Genomic DNA, 23,156 nt, shown 5'->3' with positions numbered 1-23,156 from the left:
ATGGGTATTGAATTTGTCTCTTTGCCATTAGCATTAATGGCTGGTGTGCTAAGCATACTCTCACCATGCGTGTGGCCACTTGTGCCCATTGTGATGGCTTCGTCTTCAAATAACGGTAAGAAAGGGCAATTTGCTTTAGCTTTAGGATTAAGCGTTGCTTTTGCACTTGCTGGCGGTGTACTCACCTTTATTTTATTTAGTCTTGGACTGTCGCCAGAAGTCTTACGCTGGTTTGGTGCAGCTATGTTAGTGCTTATGGGGGTCAGTTTACTCATCCCAAAAGTAGCTAACTGGTTATCATTGGTGCTCACTAAGTTGACACCTGAGCAACAAACGCACCAAAGTGAACAAGATGGCGTTTTTAGTCAATTTATGATTGGTATGATGCTTGGTCTAGTATGGTTACCTTGCGTCGGTCCAACACTCGGAACCGCCATTGCTTTAGCATCACTTGGACAAGATATATTAATGGCAAGCTCTGTATTGTTCTTATTCGGTTTAGGTACGGCGAGCGCACTGATTATTACGAGTATTATATCTAGCAGTGTTTTACAAAAACTACGTCCAAATGTATTTAGTAACGTTGAAAAGCTTAAGAAACTTTTAGGTCTGCTATTACTCATTTTAGCACTCATGGTCATTACGGGTTTTGATAAAACCCTCGAAACCATCGCACTTAATCACCTTCCTTCATGGGTAACTGGTGTCTAAGCTAATCAAATATGTAAGAAAAGAGAGTGAATCTAGTTCACTCTCTTCACCCCCTCCAGAATAACCGCTAATTTTCATTATTTGTTTGTATATTGACTTGATAGAAAAAGGTAAGATAACTTACTTCAATGGTCTGTATTTACTGGTACATTTAAAACATAGCCTCAACACATATTCTCAAACAGTGGCATAGGGCAATGTATGATTTCATAGATAAAATAACCTTAAGGAGCAATTGTGAAAGTTTATTTATCGGGCGAAATTCACACTGATTGGCGTGAACAAATTATTGATGGCTGTAAAAACAAACAGCTACCCGTTACGTTTATTTCTGCAAATACTGATCATGAGAGTAGTGATGCAGCAGGTGATTGCCTCGGAGAGGAAGCAAATCCGTTCTGGCGAGATCATAAATCAGCCAAAGTAAACGCCATAAAAATTCAGAACGCGATTAAAAGCTGTGACCTTGCAATAATTCGTTTTGGAGATAAATACAGACAATGGAACGCCGCATTTGATGCTGGCTTTTGTGCTGCTTTGTCAAAGCCTTATATTACTCTGCATGATGAATCTTTAACTCACCCTCTTAAAGAGGTCGACGGTTCTGCACAAGCTTGGGCAACAACGACTGAACAGGTTATTCAATTGATTGAATATACGCTGACTTAAAGCCAAAACTAGAATTTAAAATTAACATACTGCGTGGTATGAGCCACGCTAGATACACTTATAAGTCCTACTAAAAGCCAAAAGTAAGCAACTTTAAGCTGTTTGTTCAATTTCCTGTTTCGCTGGAAGCAAAATCGTAAATACTGTTCCATGTTTATCAGACTCTACGCTTAATTTACCATTATGCTCTTGGCAGATGATGCGATAACAAATTGCTAAGCCAAGTCCTGTCCCTTCTCCTACAGGTTTAGTGGTATAAAAGGGCGTAAAAATATCTTTTAACTGTGACTTAGGAATACCGCATCCCGTATCACCAACTTTTATTTCTATGCAATCATCAATAAACTTGGAACTTATGAATATTTCTCCCCGCTCTGAAATGGCCTGCTTTGCATTCATTATTAAGTTCATAAACACTTGATTTAACTTTCCAATATTGACCGCTATACCTGGTAAAGGCTGTAGGTCCAAGCTAACTTCACAATCCGTTTTAAGCTCATTTCGTAAAATATTAAGTGTCGATTCAATACCTTGATTAATATCTGAGAGAATAAAAATATCAGAGTCTTCTCGTGAAAAACGTTTTAGATCTAGCATTATCTGTTTTGCTGATTTTAGGCCATTTAACGTTTCTTGCGTCAGTGAAGACAAATCATCTAACACATAGTTAAACTCTTCATCATCAAGCAAGGCTCGGCTCGAAACCGGTAAATCTGGATCTAATTTGACACGCCGAATTACTTGGGTGAGTTCAGGCAGAAAATCTTTTAAAACTGTGTTGAGGTTGCTAATTGAAAAACCTAGAGGAGTATTAATTTCATGGGCAATCCCTGCAGATAATACACCGACAGAGGCCATTTTTTCAGATTGTATCAATGCAGCTTGGTTTTTCGCTAATTCATTTAAGCTATGCTTCAACTCTTGGTTGCTTTTTTCTAAACGAACTTGCGTTTGTTTAAGCTTTAGTTGATATTGTGCTGATGCAATACGTGGGGATGCAATATTTGCAATCACTTGAAGTAAAGCTTGCTCAAATTCAGAGTAGTCGTTGGGCTTATTTGATTCAGAGTCAATAACAGCGATAGTTTCACCTTCATAGACTACAGGTACCGCCAACTCTGATAAACCATTATATTGGTCGTTAATATAACGAGCATCCTCTCGGGTGTCTGAGATAATTTCAGCCTCACCTGTTAAGGCTACGTTACCAACAATTCCCTCACCAACTGAAATTTCTATACGCTCGAAGATCTCTCGATCTTTGGGGTTTTTGATGCCAAATGCCGCCATTTGCACCAACTTATCACCATTACGTAAATAAATGACGCAATCATCAAACTCCATGATTTCGCCAACGCCTTGAGCAATAGACCAAAGTAAATCTTCTAACTCAGCTTGGTTCAACATGGCTAAAGCGAAGGCATTTATTTTATCGACCCCATACATCATAACAGCACCTCAAAGTATGCATTTATTAATAGCATAGCTGAGATACTGCGTTATGACTGGATAAAAAAGATTTAAACTCAGTTACTAACGAACTCTAAATTGTTTAACAATATTATCTAACTCACTCGCTAAGTGGGATAAATTATCTGCAATTTGAGAAGCTTGATCAGCACCTTCCATTGTATCGTGCGCTTTTTCATTCACACTTTGTACACTGTCACTGATCTGCTGACTCACTACATTTTGCTCTTCTGATGCGCTTGCTATTTGCACATTCATATCTTTAATTGTGCCAACAGAGTGTGAAATCGTTTCTAAAACTTGCTCTGTTTTTGCCGTTTTTTCAGCCGTTTGCTCTACCCCTTGCATATTTGCTCGCATAGAATCAACCGAACGTTTCGCTTCGTTTTGAAGTTTCGAAATCATTACTTGTATTTCTTCAGTGCTTTGCTGGGTACGACTTGCTAATGATCTTACTTCATCAGCAACAACAGCAAACCCTCTACCCTGCTCTCCTGCACGCGCAGCCTCAATCGCCGCGTTTAAAGCAAGCAAATTAGTTTGATCTGCTATTCCTCTAATAACATCAAGAATAGACCCAACTGATTCCGTTTCAGCCTCTAAATTTTCAATCGTTTGACTAACATTGAGCATAGTTTCCACTAGCTCTGCCATTGCTTGTTGCGTCGCTTGCACAACCGCTTTACCTGATACTGCATCATTATCGGCATTCAAAGCTGAATCTGCAGCCATTTGAGCACTTTGTGTAATTTCGTTCACTGTAGCTGCCATTTGATTCATTGCAGTGGCAGTTTGTGTTAATTGATCAGTCTGTTGCTCTGCACCTATTTTTGATTGTGTCGTTATCTGATTTAGCTCTTTTGAAGTATTTGTAACTTGTGTTGTTGATTGCATCACTTGCGCTATCATAGCGTTAAGCTTATCGACCATTTCACGCATAGCTAGATAAATGCCAGTTTCATTGCCAGTATTCTGAAAACGGTAAGTTAGGTCACCTTGAGAGACTGCTTGAACTATTTTTTCCATTTCAGCAGGTTCACCGCCGATCGGTTTGCGGATTAAATTAGAAATAAAATAGCTCAGAAATAGCCCAACAGCGATAACAATCAATGAGAATACAATGATCGTTACGATTGCAGATTCACTATCTGCCTGCAGCTGGGGACCAATTTCGTCCTGACGGTTTTTACTTGCGAGTTTAATTTTCTCGATCTTTTCGGCTATTTCAGGTCCGATTTTGTTTAGAGAATTATCAATAATATTATTGCGAGAAATAATGATGTCTTGGACTTTTTTAATACCTTCTACATACACTTTTGAACGGCGCTCAAAATCATTAAATGCTGCAATGTCACTGCTATTACTCAATATTGATTTTAGTTTCTCAGCATCTCTTGTGACTTCGTCAAATTCATCTAGAGAACGCTGATATTCTTCTACTGAATTGTTAATCAAAAACTTACTGACATATAAGCGCCCTAATAATAGTGCTTCTTGCAATTTAGAAGACTTATGCAATAAGTCAGTGTTTTTGATTGAAGCGCTTCTATCAATAATCTTAGTAATGCTTTTGCGCATTTCTGCGCCATTTGCGTCTAAATCATTACTCACGATTTGATCACGCTGTTCAAACAATTTAACCACATTTGCAAAAGCATCTTTATACTGTTCTGCCTTTGTCTGAATATCGTTGATTTCTCGTACTTTAGCAGGGTCTTTGAATTGTGACTTCCCTTGAATAATAAGCTCACTTAGTAAAGAAAATCGTTCATTAAATTCTTCAACGTTTTTCTTGCTACGGTCTTCTAAGTATTTCAAAGCATTCAATCTGACCATAAGTAAATTCGCCTGAATACGGCCTGATAAATTACTATCACGGGCATTCATTCTATATTCAACGAAATTAGTATGTCCTGAACTAAGTGCGAAATATGAAACAAGGCTTACTACACACAAGAGCGCAATCATTAAACCAAAAGATAAGTTCAATTGGGCGTTTAGTTTTAAACGTTGGAACATTTTGAGTGACCTTCATTAATTGCAACACCCTGTGCATATGAAATCCATTTGAATTATTTTTTATTCATTATAGAAGAATATATTAGTTTTTGCGGGATAATATTGATTACTATTAATATTTTTCAATAAAAAAGCTGGCAATGCCAGCTTTATAAATTATGCAAGATGCCATAAGGCTATCTGATGGTAAATGCCTATCCCAATCACAACATTTAATGGGAAGGTTAGACCGAGTGAACTGAGCATCGCCAAGCCAATATCAGCTTCTTTGATAGAAGCCTTTATTGCGGCAGGTGCAGCAATATAAGATGCGCTGGCCATAATGCTTGCAAGCACAACAATGGAGCCTAAAGTTAATCCTAGTGCGGCACCAACAAATACCCCTAAAGTACCTAAAATAAATGGTACTGTGAGAGCAAATATTGCTAATTTCCAGTATTTAAATGGCATAGGTCGAAGAGTTTGTGCTGCAGTAATACCCATTTCAAGTAAGAATAATGCCAAAACGACTTTAAAACTTGATGTCAATAACCCAGTTACTTGTGCACCTTGTTGCTCACCATACATTAACCCTATAAACACACCACCCACTAATAAAATCACACTTTTATTTGTTAGGGCTTCATGCCACAAAGCTTTCATCGAGACTTGTGAACTTGTATCTTGCGAAAGTCTTCTGAACAACAATAAACCAACAATAATTGCTGGCAATTCAAGTAATACTAAGTATAAAGTGACCTCAGCTCCAACTGCTAACTGATTTGTCTCAGCATAAGCCAATGCAACCGCAAAAGTACCAGCACTTACTGAACCATAATGAGCTGCAATACTTGCACTGTTAGCTATAGACAACCCTATTAGCTTTCTTAAAATTGGAAATAAGCTCAAAGGGATGAGCGCACCTAACGATATAACAACGAGCATTTGTGGAACTAATGACCAACTCACATTCCCATGCAGCGCTATGCCGCCTTTTAAACCTATAGTCAGCATAAGCAATAAGCTTAATGTGTCATAAGTAGCTTTTGGGATCGCAAGATCTGAACGCAACAAACCTGCCACAAGTCCCAAAATAAAGAACATAACAATGATATCTGGCATAAGCACTCCTAAAATTTAACGAGCGGCATTGTAAAAGACTATCAATATTGATAAAAATTAAACTTAAATAATACTCCTATAGATAAATATCAATATGATTGAACGTTATCTCACTTTCAGATTGTTGAGGGTCTATGTGACATTAGTACAAACAGGTTCTATTAGTGAAACAGCTAGGCAACTCCACCTCACTCAACCAACTGTTTCAATACAATTAAAGAAGCTGCAAGAAACAGTAGGACAAACACTTTACATCTTCAAACAACAAAAATTTGTATTAACAGAAGCTGGCAACGCACTGTATTTATCTTGCCAGCGTATTTTTGCCTGTTTAGATGAATTTAATGCGCAACTTACTGATATTAAGGCCGGGCATTCTGGCCACTTAAAAATTGCTATGGTTAACACAGCGCAATATATCTTACCTAGGCTGATTGGGCCATTTCAGGCACTCTATCCTGAAATAGAAATTACCCTTGAAATCGGTAACAGAGAACAAGTACTCCAACGTTTTGAGCGTGGCTTAGATGATCTATATGTATTCAGTCATCCCCCATCTCTTGAACATGCCATCGCAGAACCTTTTTTAGCAAACCCTCTTGTTTTAGTTGCTGACAAAAATCACGCTTTAAGCTCACGAAGTAATATCAAGGCAAGTGACTTAGTTGAACATCGCTTTTTAATGCGTGAACAAGGTTCTGCTACCAGAATGATGTTTGATAGTTTTTTGCAAAGTAAAAGTATTGCACCCGCTCACATGCAACAACTTTCGAGCAATGAGGCAATTAAGGTAGGGATCTCTTCAGGAATGGGAATTGGTATGCTTTCTCAGCATGTACTAGACCTTCAAAATTCGAACTTAAAGGTGTTATCTGTAGATGGCCTTCCTTTAGTTAATCACTGGTATTTTATTGCAAGGAATGACCGTTACATGCCAAAAACGGCACTCAAGTTTTTATCATATTGCCAAACATCTGTTACAGATATCCTAGGTAAACCTTGGCAAGGAGAACTTAAAGGAAAAATTGTAGACTTTTTTACATCTGAGTCACAGTAATCTCATTATATGTGATTTGCAAAATGCTACGCAAAACAGAAATGAACGTCATTCAAATTTCGTATTCTAAAGTAAAAACATACACTTAAATTTTGGACTTGATCATGCATCACTAGCGTAAACTCTAATACTCCGGGTGCCATTATGATTAAAAAATGCTTGATCTCCGCTGCGTTAGTCCCATTACTAGCTAACGCCGCCCCATTCGAAAACTGCCCTAGCCAAGCTTTCTTAATGCAAGATAGTAACGCCAAAATGTATGGTATCGATCTAGCTTCAGGAAGGACGAACTTAATTGCCGGTACTCTAAGATTGAACGGCGTCGAAGATAATGCCAGTGTTAATGCTGTAGGCTTTAACTTCAAAGATCAATACTTGTATGGCTTCAGAAAAGAGAGCAGACAAGTTGTCAGAATTGAACAAACAATTGACGGCGATTCAGTTCATTATGATTCAACTGAATTGAATGTTTCTGGTTTACCTGAAAACGTGCATTTTTTTGTAGGTGATGTAAAAGTATCGGGTGACACTCCCGCTGAAGGGGAGTTAGACACTCGTACATCTAGTTACTTCATCTACAACAGAGGTAAGGGCTTATTCGAAGTTCCGCTAACCGATGATTTAAACGCACCACTTGTTGCAATCAAACAACCAGGCAGCGAGAGTTGGTCAACCACTATTTATGATTTTGCATTTCACCCGATCACTAACAAGTTATATGCAATGGAGTCTGATGGTGATTTATTTGAAATTTCTCTCGAACCAAACAGCACTCCAGAGCTTGTTACACGTTTAGATATAGGTTCTGACTCTGGTGCATTTGGCGCTGCTTATTTTGGGGTGCAAGATGTTTATGATGAAGAAACAGGAGAAACCAAAGAGAGCATCATTTTCTACGTGAGTAACAATGCATCAGGAAATGTTTTCAAGGTTGACCTAACTAACGTACCTGACGATAAGTCCGGTTATAACCCGACCACTGAAATCTTCACACTAGGTCCAAAATCAGGACAAAATGATGGCGCACGTTGTGCCATAGCAAAAGTGGAAGTCACTGACGAATCAATGGATTTTGGCGATGCACCGCTCCCCTACCGCAGTGCACTTGATAACAATGGCGCACGGCATGTATTTGATCCGAACCAAGATAACGAAAACCTTATTTACTTAGGGAACTCTGTTGACGGTGAGAACATAAATACTAGTAGTGACATGACTATTGATTATTCAGACAGTTCTGATGACGGCATTATTTTAGCGACTGATTTCGCTGCTGGATTAACTGCACAAGTCATCGTGACCGCGTCACAAGCCAGTTCGCTTTATGCCTGGTTCGATTGGAATCAAGACGGTAATTTTTCTGAAGATGAAAAAGCCATCGATAAAATGAGTTTAAGCCAAGGCGCTAATAGCATCTTAATCGATGTGCCTGAGAGTGCTGCAAACGGCAATTCATGGGCACGCTTCAGAGTAACAGACGGACAGGAGGTTACTTTAACTGCCTACGGTGCTGTGCAAGGTGGAGAAGTAGAAGATTATGAGTTTGAAACATTTGGTTCTGAAAGTTACCCTGGCCAAAATGATTGGGTCACTTTGGCATATGAAGACCGCTGGCCCTACCTAGGTGATTCTGATTTTAATGATCTAGTATTGCATTATCGCACAACCAAATACTTTTCTTCTGAAGGGGTAACTAGTTACAGAATTGAAGGAGAAATTTTAGGTGTCGGCGCAAGTTTCCATAACGGGTTTGCAGTAAGGTTGTTCGAAAAAAACAATGATTCAGGGCTGACTCACATTATTAATGCCGATCAGGTAGATACCCAAAATGCAACTGTTTTGATTAATGGTAAAACGATCAATCAGGCGGTTATTGAGCCAAATCGCGAACAAGCTATCGCAGTTATTGCAAGCGATATTTGGGATCATGTAAATATTCAGAATGGTTGTCAGTACTTTAGAACCGAAGTGAATTGCGACGTTAATAAGAAAGTTACGTTCTCAGTCAACCTCCCTCTTGTTAATGCTATTTCGCCTGAGACAGCTCCCGGTAGCCTGCTTGACCCATTTATTTTTGCGAGTGAAGGTCATTATCATGGCGATGTGATTACGGATGGTAATTATAGAGGTTTGGAGATTCATTTGAAAAACCAATCTCCGACAGAAGCTTTTAATTTATCTCTATTAGATGCGGATGCCGATGATGCTAGCGCGCCATTAGAGTCACTTTACTTCCAAACTGAAAGTGGTATTCCTTTCGCATTAGCTATCGGTGCGCCATGGCGCCACCCCCATGAAAAAGTGGATATAAATCGCGCTTATAGCAACTTTGCAGACTTCGCGACAAGTAATGGTTCAACATCACCACGTTGGTATAACCAGGTTAATACTAATATGACTATTCAGGTAGGAGCAGGACAATGAACAATTATATACTTATGCTAATCATTATTGTTGGGTTGACTGCTTGTGGCGGTGGTGGGGAAAGTTCTTCACCAGTACCGGATACACCAAGTTCAGATTCAGGTAACTCAGGATCAGATGATGATTCAAATTCAGGAAATGATGACTCTAATTCCGATGATGATGACGCTTCAGATGATAGCGGCTCAGATACTATAATGTCTGATTTGGTTATTGATAAAAGTTTTGCTTTGAAAACTGATGTTAATTTACTTATTGACGCAAAAATCTCTGCGAGCAATGTCAGAGCATATTTAAATGTGTGTCAAGCAGTAGCAGAGACTGGTAAAGCAGACTACCAAAATTGTGTTTTGAGAAAGCCTTTAGTAAACGGAGAATTGTCACAACAAGTTGTCTTAAGTAGACAAGACATTGCATTGGTCGCTGAGATTTGGCTTTATGATACAAACCCTGAACCTCTCAGATTCCAGTGGCAGTTTGAAGAAGATTCCACACAACAAAAATTTGAAATTAGATATTAGTAATTTTTACAAGCCGTTTTGCATATGCAAAACGGCTTAGTTTTTGCTGAAATTAATACTGAGCGGTGAAAGAAAGCTGGTAAACTTCGCCAGCATCAAAATCGATTATGCTGCCGCCTAAATGAAACTTATCATTGAAGAAGTATTTCGCTTGAATACCTAAGTCTGAGTCGTATGAACCTAGACCAAATGATAAATTGCGATTCATGTAATAATTTACTACCGCAGAAGTGTAATCTTCATTAAAATAATAATCTTTTTCATGGTCTATATCTAAGCTAATAAACTGATCGCCAGAAAGCTTTTTAAAATAACGGCCAGAAAGTGTCCAAGTGTCGAAATCAGACTCAGTATCAAGGGTAACACCGACATAATCATGTTCATTAATTTGGTGGTTATACTCTGCTTTCAGCATAGTTTGATCGCTGCCATATTTACGATCTTGATATCGAATACTCAACTTTAATTTATCAGCAAATAAATAACCAAAACCAATTTCAGCATCATTGCGAATATGACTTATGTCTTCAGTACCACCAAATACAAACCATTCTTTAGTAGCAAACCATTCACCTGATACTGCAATATCTGTCACATTATCATAATTCAAGTAAGCCGCTTGAATGTTGGTATCGGTATTTAAATAACCAAAATCATCCCAAACACCTGAATGCTGTTGCGGCGCAAAAAAGTAATGGCTAGAGAGATAATATGCATTATCACCTTTTGGAAAATCAGCAATATTTACCTGATTGAATAATTGTTTAGACTCATCAGCTAAAGAAGAAAATGAAGAAATTGCTGCAATCACTGCAACAGTAAGAAGTTTTTTCATGGTATTCCTTTAATTTCCATTGAAAACATAATCAAATGAGGCGGCATTCTAATCGAAATTGCCTTAACCGCAAATGACTATTTGTTACAAAACATTCGATTATTTCCATTCATTTATCTTTATAGTTCAGCCAATTAAAGGCACACTTTGCATACTTCTAATTTATATTTAGTCAAACTAAAAACTTGGAGACACTGTTGAGCGCTAACAACATAAAACAACAATCCGCTTTTAAAAGCCTGTTGCCTATTTTTGGTTTTGTGAAGCCCTATAAACTGGTTGCGCTTTCAGCCTTACTAGTCCTGTTATTTACTTCTGGCTTAAACCTCTTATTAGGACAAGGCGTGAAATATGTCATCGATAATGGGTTTATTGCAGGCTCTGTAGAACAGCTCACCAATGCAGTCTTTGTCATGATTGCACTGATTGTTTTATTCGCAGGTGGTACATTTACTCGTTTTTATTTAATGAGCTGGATTGGTGAACGGGTTTGTAATGACATTCGAAAAGCCGTGTTTAATAAAATTATCCACCTACACCCGAGTTATTTTGAAGAAAACCGCAGCGGCGAGCTGATGTCACGCTTAACCACGGACACAACACTGTTACAGTCCATCGTTGGTTCATCATTTTCTATGGCGCTGCGCAGTGTTTTAATGATGATTGGCGGTTTAGTCATGTTATTCATTTTGAACTTTAAATTGACTTTATTGGTGATGCTCTGCGTGCCTTTGACTCTGCTCCCTCTTTTCTTTTTTGGTAAAAAAGTACGTAAGCTTTCTGAAAGCAGCCAGAGTGCCATTGCTGATATAAGCACCTATGCCGGTGAAATTATTCAAAACATCAAGGTGGTACAAAGTTATACCCATGAAACAAAAGAAAAAGCCGCATTTGGCGAAGAAGTAGAGAAAGCATTCACAGTAGCAAAGCACCGTATAACACAGCGTGCAATCTTAATTGCTGCTGTCATTGGTTTAACATTTAGCGCCATAACTGTGATGCTATGGGTCGGTGGTATGGATGTGATCGCTGGACGTATGTCTGGCGGTGAGCTTGCAGCCTTCGTTTTTTATGCAGTGATTGTTGCCTCGAGTGTTGCAACTGTTTCTGAAGTATATGGTGAGTTGCAACGTGCTGCGGGTGCTGCAACACGGTTGTTAGATTTATTGAATGTCAAAAGTGATATTACTAACAAAGAGAATGCCTCCTTGCTTACTTGGCATGAAGATGCCCATCTAAAATTTGACAATGTTACTTTTAATTACCCTTCAAGGCCTGAGGTCGCTGCGCTAAATTCTGTCAATTTAACAGTTGAAAAAGGAAAAGTCGTTGCCATTGTTGGGCCTTCAGGTGCTGGTAAAACGACCCTATTTGAGTTGCTGCAGCGTTTCTATGATCCGCAAATAGGCAATATCAGTATCGGCGAGCAATCAATTGACTCTCTGACTTTAGATTCTCTTAGACACACAATGGGCATGGTGCCGCAAAACCCCGTGCTATTTAGTTCCGATGTATGGCACAACATACGCTACGGCAACCCAAGTGCAACTGATGAACAAGTAATCGAAGCCGCAAAACGTGCCCATGCTCATGATTTTATTACAAGCTTACCTGAAGGCTATGGCAGCTTTTTAGGTGAGCAAGGCGTGAGATTATCAGGAGGTCAAAAACAGCGAATCGCAATTGCACGAGCTATTTTGAAAGACCCATCAATTTTATTGCTTGATGAAGCCACCAGCGCACTTGATGCAGAAAGTGAATTTCATGTTCAAGCTGCATTAAATGAGCTTATGCAAGATAGAACGACGTTGATCATTGCTCATCGTCTAGCAACCGTCATGCATGCCGATACCATAGTGGTGATGGATAAAGGGCAAATTGTTGCGCAAGGCAACCATCAAACACTACTCAAAGAATCAAAGCTATATCAAAGACTTTGTGAGTTACAATTTGAACATTCAGGTAAATTAGATTAGTCATTTACTATATTTTGATTTCACTAACAATATTGCTTATCTCCTAGCTTGATTACACCCTATCAAGCTAGGTAACCTACTCTGAAACAAACTATTCAAAATATTTGAACACACCCATCAATTTCATCCACTTATTTACCTCAATCAAACTTGCTAAATTTATCTCATCAAAACGTTAGAGATTAAACAGCATGAAAATTATTCGTACCAACAAAGCACATGCCACCCAAGATGGAGCTGGTGTCAACATTAGCCGTATTGCAGGTTTTGACGGCAGAAGCCTTGATCCATTTTTGATGATCGATGAACTAAAATCAGATAATAAAAGTGATTTTATGGCAGGCTTCCCCGCTCACCCTCACCGTGGAATTGAAACCTTTACTTATATTCGTAAAGGCGGCTTTGAGCACCAAGATCAAATGGGTAATAAAAAGGCCATACGTGCAGGTGACGTACAGTGGATGAGTACTGGTCGCGGTGTAATACACTCTGAAATGCCACTCGCTGATGCCGAACAAGGCATGCATGGATTTCAGATTTGGTTAAACATGCCAGCAAAAGACAAAATGCGTCCACCTCGCTATCAAGATACTACAGAGAAAAAAGTGCCCGTGTTACAAAATGACACTGGTATAGAGCTAAGAGCACTGGCTGGTACTTGGCAACTAGAGCAACAAAGCGCAACATCATCCATTAATGAGTTGGCAGGTAATGGCGCGATTGCCGATGTAATATTACCAACGAACACAGAAACAACTTTAGACATTTCGGCACACAGCAAAGCAATTGTTTATATTCATTCTGGCTCAATTGCTGACACTGAATACGTCGAAACCTATCAGTTTGAGGTTGACCCCAAAGCACCGCTGACTTTAAAAGCAGGTGAAAGGGGGTTAGGTGTTTTAGTGTTAGTGGGTGAACCCATTCGAGAGAAAATCGCCCACATGGGGCCTTTTGTAATGAACACCCAAGAGGAGCTACATCAAGCTGTTCGAGATTATCAAATGGGTCGCTTTGGCGATATTGTATAACTTTATAATTGTTCTTTATTAAACATCTGCTAATGGCCAGTTGAACTTTCTCTAAGCTCTACTAATATCAATTAGGAGCTATTTAAAGGGAAAATCATGCTGGCCAATCTTTCTTTCAAGCGTGCAATCAATACTATTTCAATTATCACTCTGGTTTTTCTTGCCTTCACTATTTCACTTTCGGTTAAGTATGACATCAATAAAATTAACCATGCAAAGCAGGACCAACAATTCGTTGAGTTTTCGAAAATAGCCGACAGTGTTGCACACAATTTTGCTGTTGAACGCGGACTTTCTGCAGGTTTTATTGGCAGTGGTGATGACTCTGTATGGCAAAAACTCTCTCAACAAAGAAAAAAAGCTGATTCTGCACTGAGTCAGCTCAAACAATTACAATTGCCAAACTCAATAGCTGCCCTCTCCCCTTTAAAACGTCGCATAGAAAAATTTAGTGGTGAATTAGAACAAATAAGAAGGCAAGTAAAAAATCGTAATGGTAAACAAGCTTTTGCATTTTATTCTGAATTGAATCAACTTGCTTTAGATTTAGTAAAATCTATCGTACTAGCCATTGAAGATAAAAATATAAGGTATCAACTTGTTGATGTTTATTACCTTTCTCATATGAAAGAACATTTAGGGCAAGTTCGAGGTAAAATGAATGGAGTGCTTTCCAGTAAATCATATAATGAAAATCAAAAACAAGACATTTTCATTTATCTTAGCGATATTAAGAGATTCAAACTACTTTTAGAAGATAACTCTCTTGAGCAAAGTTTTTTAGCACAATCTAAATTCACCTCAATAAATAACCAAATAAATCAGACTATTGAAACCGTTTTTAATACTGCTAGCTCCCCATTAGATTGGCCGAAACCGAGCAATTGGTTTGCAGCTACCACCGATTACATTAACCAAATAAAGCAACATGCCGACAACAACAGCAATCATATTCAGAACGAGGCAATTGATTTAGTTAATAACGCTATGAGCGCATTAATTATGAAATTGGTCGGTTTAGTGACTCTGTGTTTAGTAATCGTTTTGGCGAACTTAAGAGTGACAAGAGGCCTTACTCAAAAAATTGATAAGATTCAAGAAGCCCTAAATCAAACTATAAGTACGGGCAACCTAACACTGCGATTGAATGACAATGCAAATGACGAGTTAGGTTTTATCAGCCAACATATTGATAGATTACTCGAGTCTCAATCGAATTTAGTTGCGCAGCTTAAAAATGCCTTAATTAATACCAATGAAGGCATAAAGAAACTTGAATATATTAGTAAGCATGTTGGCCAACAAGTTGCTAAAAACGATGGGGCTTTGCAAACCATTGCTGCAGCAACTGAAGAACTTTATCAAACTTCTGTGAGTATTAAAGGTGATATGCAAGGCTCAATGGGACACACTCATCAACTAGATGACTTATCTCAAAACACGCAAAAGATTACCCAAGAATCCAATACATCTATCGACTCTTTATTACAGATGAACGAACAAGCGTACCAAGGTACTGAGAGCTTGCACCAAAAAAGCCAGTCAATTGTCACTATACTTGAAAGCATAAAAAGTATTGCCGAACAGACAAACCTTTTAGCTCTCAATGCCGCGATTGAAGCAGCAAGAGCTGGTGAGCAAGGCCGAGGGTTTGCAGTCGTCGCTGACGAAGTTAGACAGCTAGCAATACGCTCTCAAGATGCAACATCTGAAATCAGTGAAGTTTTAGAACTCGTCAAGGCTGATGCAGAATCTTTAAAAGAGATCATGGAAAACATTCACACCGCAAGTAGCAAAACAGCGGACAATAGCCAAGCTTCGTTACACGATATGACGAGTCTTTCTGAGAAAATTTCTGGCATCCAAAAAAGTTTAGAGTTTGTTTCAAACGCAGCAGAAGAACAATCAGAAGCTGCATCAGATATAACTAAAAATGTCTCACAAATCAGTGAAGAGTCATCAGGGATTACAACTGATATGACTGAGTTAGAAAAACAAATTCAGTACCTTATTAATCAGAATGCTAATTTTGAACACATGATCAAACGTTATATTGTCAATTAACCCAATGAGCGTTTAATCAAAATTTCATTTTCATGAATTCCTTTTGATTTTGCTGTGTTTTTTGTAGACTACAAAAAACCACTGAGTAACAAGGAATTACAGTGATAAGCGTAACAGATCTATGCTTTTCTCGCGCTGATGGCGACCAAGTACAAACTCTATTCGATGACTTTAGCTTTGAAGTCAGTACAAAAGAGCAAGTTGCATTACTGGGTGACAGTGGCTCAGGAAAAACCACCCTTTTACACCTACTCGCGGGGTTACTCACACCCGATGGTGGTCAAATCATTATTAATGGCGAGGTTATCTCTGCGTATAACGACAAACAACTTGCCCATTATCGTCGAAAAATAGGCCTCATATTCCAGCATTACCAATTGCTCGATTGTCTGACTGTTAAACAAAATATCTTATTTCAGCACCAGCTCAACTATCCTAATCAAACCGCTAAAGAATTTGATCTTTTAATTGAGCAACTTGGTTTAAATGGTAAATTGAATAAGTTGCCGCACCAATTGTCTGGGGGGGAACAACAACGCGTTGGAATAGTCCGAGCATTAATAAACCAGCCTAAGCTCATACTCGCTGATGAACCTACCGGCAACTTAGATCAAGCTCGCTCCCACCAAGTAGTTGAAATGCTCACAAGCTTATGTAAAGAAAGACAAATCAACTTAATTATGGTCACTCACTCGCAGCAACTGACGCAGTATTTTGATACGGTGAAAGTGCTCGCTAACGGGCAATTTAACGAGTAAACCATGGCCGAAATTAAACTGATATTGACGACGCACATAGCGTATTTTAGGCGTCACCCTTGGCTATTATTGCTTTTCATTGTGGGCTTAAGTTTAGGCAGTGCCCTACTCACTGCCATTGCCGGGCTTAATCAAGAAGCAGAAAACCGCCACAATACATCGTCAGCCCTCATAGACTCTGCGGTTAGTCACATCGTCAAACCACCCATTGGCCAAGACTATATTGATGGCAAGTTATGGCTGAAGTTACGCGAAAATGGTTTCACCAACGCACAACCTGTATTGCGGGGAAAGCTTACTCTTGATTCAGGTAAAACGCTTTACGTTCAAGGCATAAACAGTTTGCTCTGGATGACTCAGCCTATTCCCGCATTATCGACTCAAACTGGAGAGAACGAGAACACAGGCTTTGCATTTGACGCCATTATGATTGACCGTAAGCGGGCACAAAAATATCAATTCAACAAAGATGACAAGAAGCTTACGCTACAAAACAATCCGCATACGCCAAAATTTATGTTAGTTGATGACATAGGCGTTTGGTCGCTCACCGATATTGCTTATGCAGACATGTTACTCAGCGCACAAGGTAAACTCAGTTTTATCGAATTCACAGGTCTTACAAAAGAGCAGGCTTCGCAGGTTGAAGCCATTTTAGGTCATGAAGCCAGATTAATTGCCTCACAAGAGCAAGACTTTGATGCGCTTTCTGAAGCCTTCTTTTTTAACCTCACAGCACTGGCGCTACTAGGTTACATTGTCGCTGCGTTTTTAAGCTTCAATGCCATTAAGCTTTCTATTGCCGGGCGCAAAAAACTGCTCACTCAATTTAACCTGTTGGGGTGTTCAAAACAGGCCATCACGACAGCCATTGTCATAGAGTTTACCCTCATGAGCTTTATCACCGCGCTACTTGGCAGCTTAGCTGGGTTTTTAATTGCCAATGCTCTGGTACTCGATATAAACCGTACCTTAATGGGCTTATATCAGTTGGATAAAGCACTCACAATCGGCTGGCAGTGGCAAACTTTAGCACTGGGATTTATCGTCAACTTAGCGACATTGGCACTAATGGTTGTAACTCAAAAAAACACGCTGAAAAACCAAGGCAATATGCTTTTCGGTCTATCGCTACTTGGTATTCTTGCCGCACTGAGTTACTTGTATTTAAATGCCAGCACTGAATTTGAAGCACTGTTATTGTGTTTTTTCACCTTAGCTTTGTTTGTGCTGCTCACACCAACTTGCCTACAAGGTTTGCTGTGTTTCAAAAACCCATTTGAGCAACCTCTTTGGCAATGGTTGTATGCCGACAGTAAATCTCAATTAACTGAATTACGTATTGCCATTGTGGCTATCTTAGTTGCGCTTGGTAGCGCGATAGGTATGCAAATTATGGTAAAAAGTTTCAGTAATACATTAAATGCACACCTTGAAAAGCAACTCAGTGCCGACATGTATATTTATGTTGATAAATACCAACCAGAATTAAGAGCGAACCTAAGTAATGATGTTGATATTCAACGTGTTGGTATTTACATGGCATCTAACGGTTACATCGATACTATGCCAGCTAAACTTGCCAGCTTTGGTAATAGCGCTGAAGCTTTTTCACATATCAACTTAACTTCAGGCAAGTCTGTCAGTGCTGCACACTTTACTAATAATGGCTGCATAGCCAATGAACAAGCACTTATAAAACACGATATTAAACTTAACGATACTGTGACGTTCAAACAAAACCAGCACAGCTTCTTATGTCGTATTTCGGCGTTTGCTTATGATTATGGCAACACCGCATTAGGACTCATTACCCTTGAAGACAATATCAAGCAAAGCCCATTGCATTGGCAAGTGTATGGCCTATCTCTGACATTGAACGAACAAGTATCAACCTCTCAAATTACTGAAAAGCTGATTAATAGCTATGGGGTAGATAGCACCACCATTTCAGAGAATAAACGCTTTAAAGAAATCGCAAATAAACTATTTAACGACACCTTTAAAGTCACGAAAGTGCTCAATGGTTTTATTCTCGCCATCGCACTGATCAGTTTATGTATAAGCCTATTAAGCCTCAGTGCCCAGCACGCTAAACAACTGGCTGTGTTGAATAGCCTAGGAGTCGATCCGAGTCAGTTACATAAGCTAAAACTCATACAAACCATTATTTTAGTCGGATTTACATGCTTATTTGCCATTCCGCTAGGATTAGCTTTGGGTTTGGCATTGCTGAAATATGTCATGCCTATTGCCTTTGGTTGGACCATACATTTCTATCTAGATATACCAGCATTGATCAGCACCTGTTTATTCTTGCTTTTATCTGCTGTTGTATGCGCTTATCTCCCAGTGAAAAGACTCACTGCCAGCTTACATCGTAAGGAAGGTTAATTGTGAAATCTGCTTATGTCTTATTATTCACTCTATTGACACTGCTGGGGTGTGAAAGAGCACCACAGCCGCAAGAAAAACAGCTTTTACATACCATGCGCGGTAAACCTGTCGATGCCAAACGTGGTGTGAAGTTTCCAGAAGATCATGGTGCACATTTACCACAAGGCATTGAATGGTGGTACATCACAGCCACTTTGACTGCTGAGACAGGTGAAACTTTTGGTGCACAGTGGACGCTATTTAGAACCCAAGTACCGCTACCCTTTGAATCAACTTGGTGGGACGATCAGCTCTACTTCGCGCACTTTGCCCTGCAACATGAGCAAAAACATGTTGCCTTTGAGCGCTACGCTCGTGCAGGCCAAGCACAAATAACAGCACAGCCATTTGCTGCTTTTTTAGATGATTGGTCACTTAAAAGTACAGCGCACAGCTTTTTGCCCCTGCAAATGAAAGCCAAACAAGGCGACTTTGCCATTGATGTCTCGCTAGCTAATAGTCCACTTACGCTACATGGTGACAATGGCTACAGCCAAAAAACACAAAGCGGTCATGCCTCTTACTATTTTAGCTACCCATTTCTTGAAACTGCTGGAACCCTAACCTTTGCAGGTAAAGAGTATAAAGTCACAGGTAACGCGTGGTACGACCGAGAATGGTCAGCAAGCTTGATCGACAAAAATCAAATGGGTTGGGACTGGTTTAGCCTAGTAAGTGGCACTGATAAAAGTCAAAAAACAGGCCTGATGCTATTTTGCATTCGTGATTCACAGCAGAACTATGATTACTGCAGCGGCACACATATTGATGAAAAAGGCCAAACACAACAAATTCACAAACAGGATATTCAGCTAGAGAAGCTCGAACACATTAGTATTGATAACAAACGCTACCCGAACAAATGGCGTGTTACTTTGCCGAATATCGAGCCTATCTTGATTGAAACCCTCACTAAAGACTCAGTCAATAAGCTCTCAATACAATATTGGGAAGGCAGAGTTAAAGCCAGCGGCGGCTTTAAGGGTGTTGGATATGCAGAGTTATTTGGATACTAGTTATTAAAATATTAGTTTTTAATAGTGAGAGCAGTTAGTTAAACAGTTAATGATTAACCTTCATTACTCACCTGTTCCAATTTTACTGAGTGAAGACGTGGCTTTATGCCACGCTCAGGTTTGCATTTTACGCCCTAACAGCTTGAGCTTTAACTTCAGACTTATTTAATTTCAATAAGCACAAAGCAGTCATTGTGACACCGATAAGATTAATCACCACATAGCTGTCGGGTGTTAAGTTAAAATGCATACTAATCGCAAATGCGAATGAAGAACCAATTTTCATACCCCCCACACCAACTACGATACTTTGGCTCAGCCAAAATAAAGTCGTTATATATTTGCCAATTAAATATGCATTATGAAGCAATACACTAGCAATCAGGCCTGCAATACATAGAAGGCCAAAAAATAGCAAAAAAACTTCATTCGCAATGTAACTGTAGAAGTTAACACCGAGCCCTAGAATGGATGCAAAGAATGTTGTAAATGAGATGAAAGTAAGGAACTTATTTCTTTGTAACACTGATTGCTCTCTGTACCTAAAATATTCTCAGATGATAAATAATTTCGTTGGCAACAACAATAATCAAAAAATAAAAAAGCCCCAAAATGTGGGGCGAAAGTAGCTCAAGCTTGGATGGGAGATAAGCTTTAACCTTGTGAAAATAAGCAGTCAGGTAGCACTTCAAACGTTTGAATAACTAACCTGAATGAGTTCACAGTGTATTACTTTATTTGCACTAATTGATGTCAATTTTGCTTTTAAATGTAAGCGGTTATGTCTAGCGACATACTATAGAATAAATCGAATACAAAAAAGGCGCTTATATCAATAAGCGCCTTTCAATACTTATATTCTCGATGATAATTTTAGCTGTTTGCTAAACGCGCTCGTGCTGCATGTAGCTTTTTATAGCTTTCAATTAAGCGTAAATGCTTATCTAGACCTTCAAGGTTCATGCTGGTTTCAGTTAAACCATAGAAAGTCACATCGCCATTAATTGAGCCGACAACGGCATCCATCACTTCTTGACCGAACATACGTGTGAAGCTATGAATGTAATCTTCAATTTCAAGCTCTTCATCAAGAGCGACTTCTAAGGTTGCATCCATTGCTTGGTAGAATAAACCACGCTCAACAATGGTGTTGTCGTTGTATTGTAAGAAAGCTTCAACAAGTTCTTTAGTCGCTTCTAAATCACCTAACGCTAAATAAATTAATAGCTTAAGCTCAAGAATTGTCAGCTGACCCCACACTGTGTTTTCGTCAAACTCAATACCAATTAATGTGATGATGTCGATGTAGTTGTCTAGTTCAGACTCTTCTAAACGCTCAACTAAATCAGCCAATTCATCTTCACTCAAACGATGTAGATTTAAGATGTCTTCACGATATTGCAGGGCTTTATTGGTATTATCCCAAATTAAGTCTTCAACTGGGTATACTTCTGAGTAGTCTGGTACAAGAATACGACATGCGTTACCAATGTGTGTAAATTCAGCCACATAAGCTTCTTTACCCATCGACTCCAAAATACCAAATAACTTGTCTGACTCTTCTTCAGTTGTGCCTGAGAAGTCCCATTCAACAAACTCATAATCGTGCTTAGCACTGAAGAAACGCCAAGAAATTTTACCTGTTGAATCAATAAAGTGTTCAACAAAGTTCTCCGGCTCTTGCACTGCCATACTGTTAAATGTTGGCTTGGGTACGTCGTTTAAGCCTTCGAAGCTGCGACCTTGCAATAGCTCAGTTAAGCTTCGTTCAAGGGCCACTTCAAAGCTTGGGTGGGCACCGAATGACGCAAATACACCGCCCGTTTTCGGGTTCATCAACGTCACACACATCACAGGGAATTGACCGCCAAGAGATGCATCTTTTACTACAACCGGGAAGCCCTGCTCCTCTAGACCTTGAATACCTTCAACAATACCTGGGAACTTATCTAATACGGCTTGTGGTACATCTGGTAATACAATTTCTTGCTCGATGATCTGACGTTTAACCGCACGCTCAAAAATCTCAGATAAACACTGAACTTTCGCTTCTGCTAGGTTATTACCCGCACTCATACCATTACTTAAGAATAAGTTCTCGATTAAGTTGGTTGGGAAGTAAACCGTTTCTCCATCTGAGTGACGTGTATAAGGAATAGAACAAATACCACGTTCAACATTGCCTGAGTTAGTATCAATTAGATGTGAACCACATAACTCACCTTCAGGATCGTAAATTTCGCGCGTGTATTCGTCTAAAATTTCTGTCGGTAATTCATCTTCTTCATTTGGCTTAAACCACTTCTCATTTGGATAATGCACGAACTCAGCATTGGCGATTTCAGTACCAAAAAACTGGTCGTTATAGAAGAAGTTACAGCTTAAGCGCTCGATGAATTCGCCTAATGCCGAGCATAATGCGCTCTCCTTGGTTGCACCTTTACCATTGGTAAAGCACATTTCAGAAGCCGCATCACGGATATGTAATGACCAAACATTCGGTACGATATTGCGCCAAGAAGAAATTTCGATCTTCATGCCTAAGTCTTCCATTACCGATGTCATATTGGCAATGGTCTGCTCAAGCGGAAGGTCTTTACCTAAAATATATGTCTCTGTGCCGCCTTCTGGCGTTGTCATCAACATCGCTTGCGCGTCAGCGTCTAGGTTTTCAACGGTTTCAAGCTGGAAATCAGGCCCAGTTTGGATAACCTTTTTCACTGTACAGCGGTCAACCGCACGCAACATACCTTCACGATCTCTCTCAGAGATATGCTCAGGGATCTCTACCTGAATTTTAAAAATCTGGTTATAGCGATTTTCAGGATCAACAATGTTGTTTTGCGCGACGCGAATGCCATCGGTCGGAATATCACGGGCGTTACAGTACACCTTAATAAAGTAAGCTGCACACATTGCTGATGAAGCTAAGAAGTAATCGAATGGGCTTGGTGCTGAGCCATCACCTTTATAACGAATAGGTTGATCGGCAATAATTGAGAAATCATCGAATTTCGCTTCAATTCGAAGATTATCAAGAAAGTTAACTTTGATTTCCATAGAGCGGT

Annotated in this window: 17 protein-coding genes; 11 read left to right on the top strand and 6 right to left on the bottom strand. The window is 39.4% G+C overall.

Going from position 1 to position 23,156, the window contains the following annotated elements; all coding sequences use genetic code 11:
• Both PP2015_RS06205 and PP2015_RS06200 read left to right on the top strand, forming a co-directional pair.
• Window positions 1-711 (top strand): cytochrome c biogenesis CcdA family protein, encoded by a 711-nt coding sequence (locus PP2015_RS06205; protein WP_058029445.1) that lies wholly within the window; start codon window positions 1-3, stop codon window positions 709-711.
• Between the two features lie 237 nt (window positions 712-948).
• A complete protein-coding gene (locus tag PP2015_RS06200; protein ID WP_058029444.1) occupies window positions 949-1,380 on the top strand; it encodes a YtoQ family protein in 432 nt (143 codons plus the stop codon).
• Window positions 1,381-1,473: 93 nt separating this feature from the next.
• Here the strand turns inward: PP2015_RS06200 and PP2015_RS06195 are convergent, their stop codons facing one another.
• From PP2015_RS06195 to PP2015_RS06185, 3 genes are all read right to left on the bottom strand, one after another.
• On the bottom strand, window positions 1,474-2,829 hold the full coding sequence (locus PP2015_RS06195) for a sensor histidine kinase (protein WP_058029443.1): 1,356 nt from the start codon (window positions 2,827-2,829) through the stop codon (window positions 1,474-1,476).
• 84 nt (window positions 2,830-2,913) lie between these two features.
• Window positions 2,914-4,869, bottom strand: a complete 1,956-nt coding sequence (locus tag PP2015_RS06190) for a HAMP domain-containing methyl-accepting chemotaxis protein (RefSeq protein ID WP_058029442.1) — start codon at window positions 4,867-4,869, stop codon at window positions 2,914-2,916.
• Between the two features lie 156 nt (window positions 4,870-5,025).
• Window positions 5,026-5,970 (bottom strand): sodium-dependent bicarbonate transport family permease, encoded by a 945-nt coding sequence (locus PP2015_RS06185; protein WP_058029441.1) that lies wholly within the window; start codon window positions 5,968-5,970, stop codon window positions 5,026-5,028.
• 94 nt (window positions 5,971-6,064) lie between these two features.
• On the opposite strand from PP2015_RS06185, the gene PP2015_RS06180 reads away from it, so the two are divergent.
• The 3 genes from PP2015_RS06180 to PP2015_RS06170 all read left to right on the top strand — a co-directional run bounded on the left by PP2015_RS06180 (window position 6,065) and on the right by PP2015_RS06170 (window position 9,972).
• Window positions 6,065-7,027, top strand: coding sequence for a LysR family transcriptional regulator (locus PP2015_RS06180; RefSeq protein WP_058029440.1), 963 nt, complete (start codon window positions 6,065-6,067; stop codon window positions 7,025-7,027).
• Window positions 7,028-7,171: 144 nt separating this feature from the next.
• Window positions 7,172-9,451, top strand: a complete 2,280-nt coding sequence (locus PP2015_RS06175) for an LruC domain-containing protein (protein ID WP_083496533.1) — start codon at window positions 7,172-7,174, stop codon at window positions 9,449-9,451.
• On the top strand, window positions 9,448-9,972 hold the full coding sequence (locus tag PP2015_RS06170) for a hypothetical protein (protein ID WP_058029439.1): 525 nt from the start codon (window positions 9,448-9,450) through the stop codon (window positions 9,970-9,972). Before PP2015_RS06175 ends, PP2015_RS06170 begins: the two co-directional genes overlap by 4 nt.
• Window positions 9,973-10,024: 52 nt before the next feature.
• On the opposite strand, the gene PP2015_RS06165 is transcribed toward PP2015_RS06170, so the two are convergent.
• Complete coding sequence (locus tag PP2015_RS06165) at window positions 10,025-10,807, bottom strand: putative porin (RefSeq protein ID WP_058029438.1); 783 nt, start codon at window positions 10,805-10,807, stop codon at window positions 10,025-10,027.
• A 197-nt stretch (window positions 10,808-11,004) separates the two neighbouring features.
• Between PP2015_RS06165 and PP2015_RS06160 the strand changes: the two genes are divergently transcribed.
• From PP2015_RS06160 to PP2015_RS06135, 6 genes are all read left to right on the top strand, one after another.
• Window positions 11,005-12,783 carry an ABC transporter transmembrane domain-containing protein gene (locus tag PP2015_RS06160; protein ID WP_058029437.1) on the top strand — a complete coding sequence of 593 codons (1,779 nt, stop codon included), beginning with the start codon at window positions 11,005-11,007 and terminating at the stop codon, window positions 12,781-12,783.
• Window positions 12,784-12,974: 191 nt separating this feature from the next.
• Window positions 12,975-13,814: a pirin family protein gene (locus PP2015_RS06155; RefSeq protein WP_058029436.1), complete on the top strand. Its 840-nt coding sequence runs from the start codon at window positions 12,975-12,977 to the stop codon at window positions 13,812-13,814.
• Between the two features lie 96 nt (window positions 13,815-13,910).
• A complete protein-coding gene (locus PP2015_RS06150; protein WP_058029435.1) occupies window positions 13,911-15,878 on the top strand; it encodes a methyl-accepting chemotaxis protein in 1,968 nt (655 codons plus the stop codon).
• A gap of 101 nt (window positions 15,879-15,979) precedes the next feature.
• Window positions 15,980-16,636, top strand: coding sequence for an ABC transporter ATP-binding protein (locus PP2015_RS06145; RefSeq protein WP_058029434.1), 657 nt, complete (start codon window positions 15,980-15,982; stop codon window positions 16,634-16,636).
• Between the two features lie 3 nt (window positions 16,637-16,639).
• Complete coding sequence (locus PP2015_RS06140; protein WP_058029433.1) at window positions 16,640-19,030, top strand: FtsX-like permease family protein; 2,391 nt, start codon at window positions 16,640-16,642, stop codon at window positions 19,028-19,030.
• A gap of 2 nt (window positions 19,031-19,032) precedes the next feature.
• Window positions 19,033-20,088: a lipocalin-like domain-containing protein gene (locus PP2015_RS06135; RefSeq protein ID WP_083496532.1), complete on the top strand. Its 1,056-nt coding sequence runs from the start codon at window positions 19,033-19,035 to the stop codon at window positions 20,086-20,088.
• A gap of 127 nt (window positions 20,089-20,215) precedes the next feature.
• Here PP2015_RS06135 and PP2015_RS06130 read toward each other — a convergent pair whose 3' ends face one another.
• Entirely contained in the window at window positions 20,216-20,614 is a 399-nt protein-coding gene (locus PP2015_RS06130; RefSeq protein WP_058029431.1) for a hypothetical protein, read from the bottom strand.
• Window positions 20,615-20,961: 347 nt separating this feature from the next.
• A complete protein-coding gene (locus tag PP2015_RS06125; RefSeq protein ID WP_058029430.1) occupies window positions 20,962-23,148 on the bottom strand; it encodes an OsmC domain/YcaO domain-containing protein in 2,187 nt (728 codons plus the stop codon).
• Window positions 23,149-23,156: the final 8 nt, after the last annotated feature.

The organism is Pseudoalteromonas phenolica, assembly GCF_001444405.1.
GTDB lineage: Bacteria > Pseudomonadota > Gammaproteobacteria > Enterobacterales > Alteromonadaceae > Pseudoalteromonas > Pseudoalteromonas phenolica.
The sequence above is the reverse complement of the archived record's forward strand: the minus strand, read 5'-3'. Positions and strand labels throughout refer to the sequence as shown.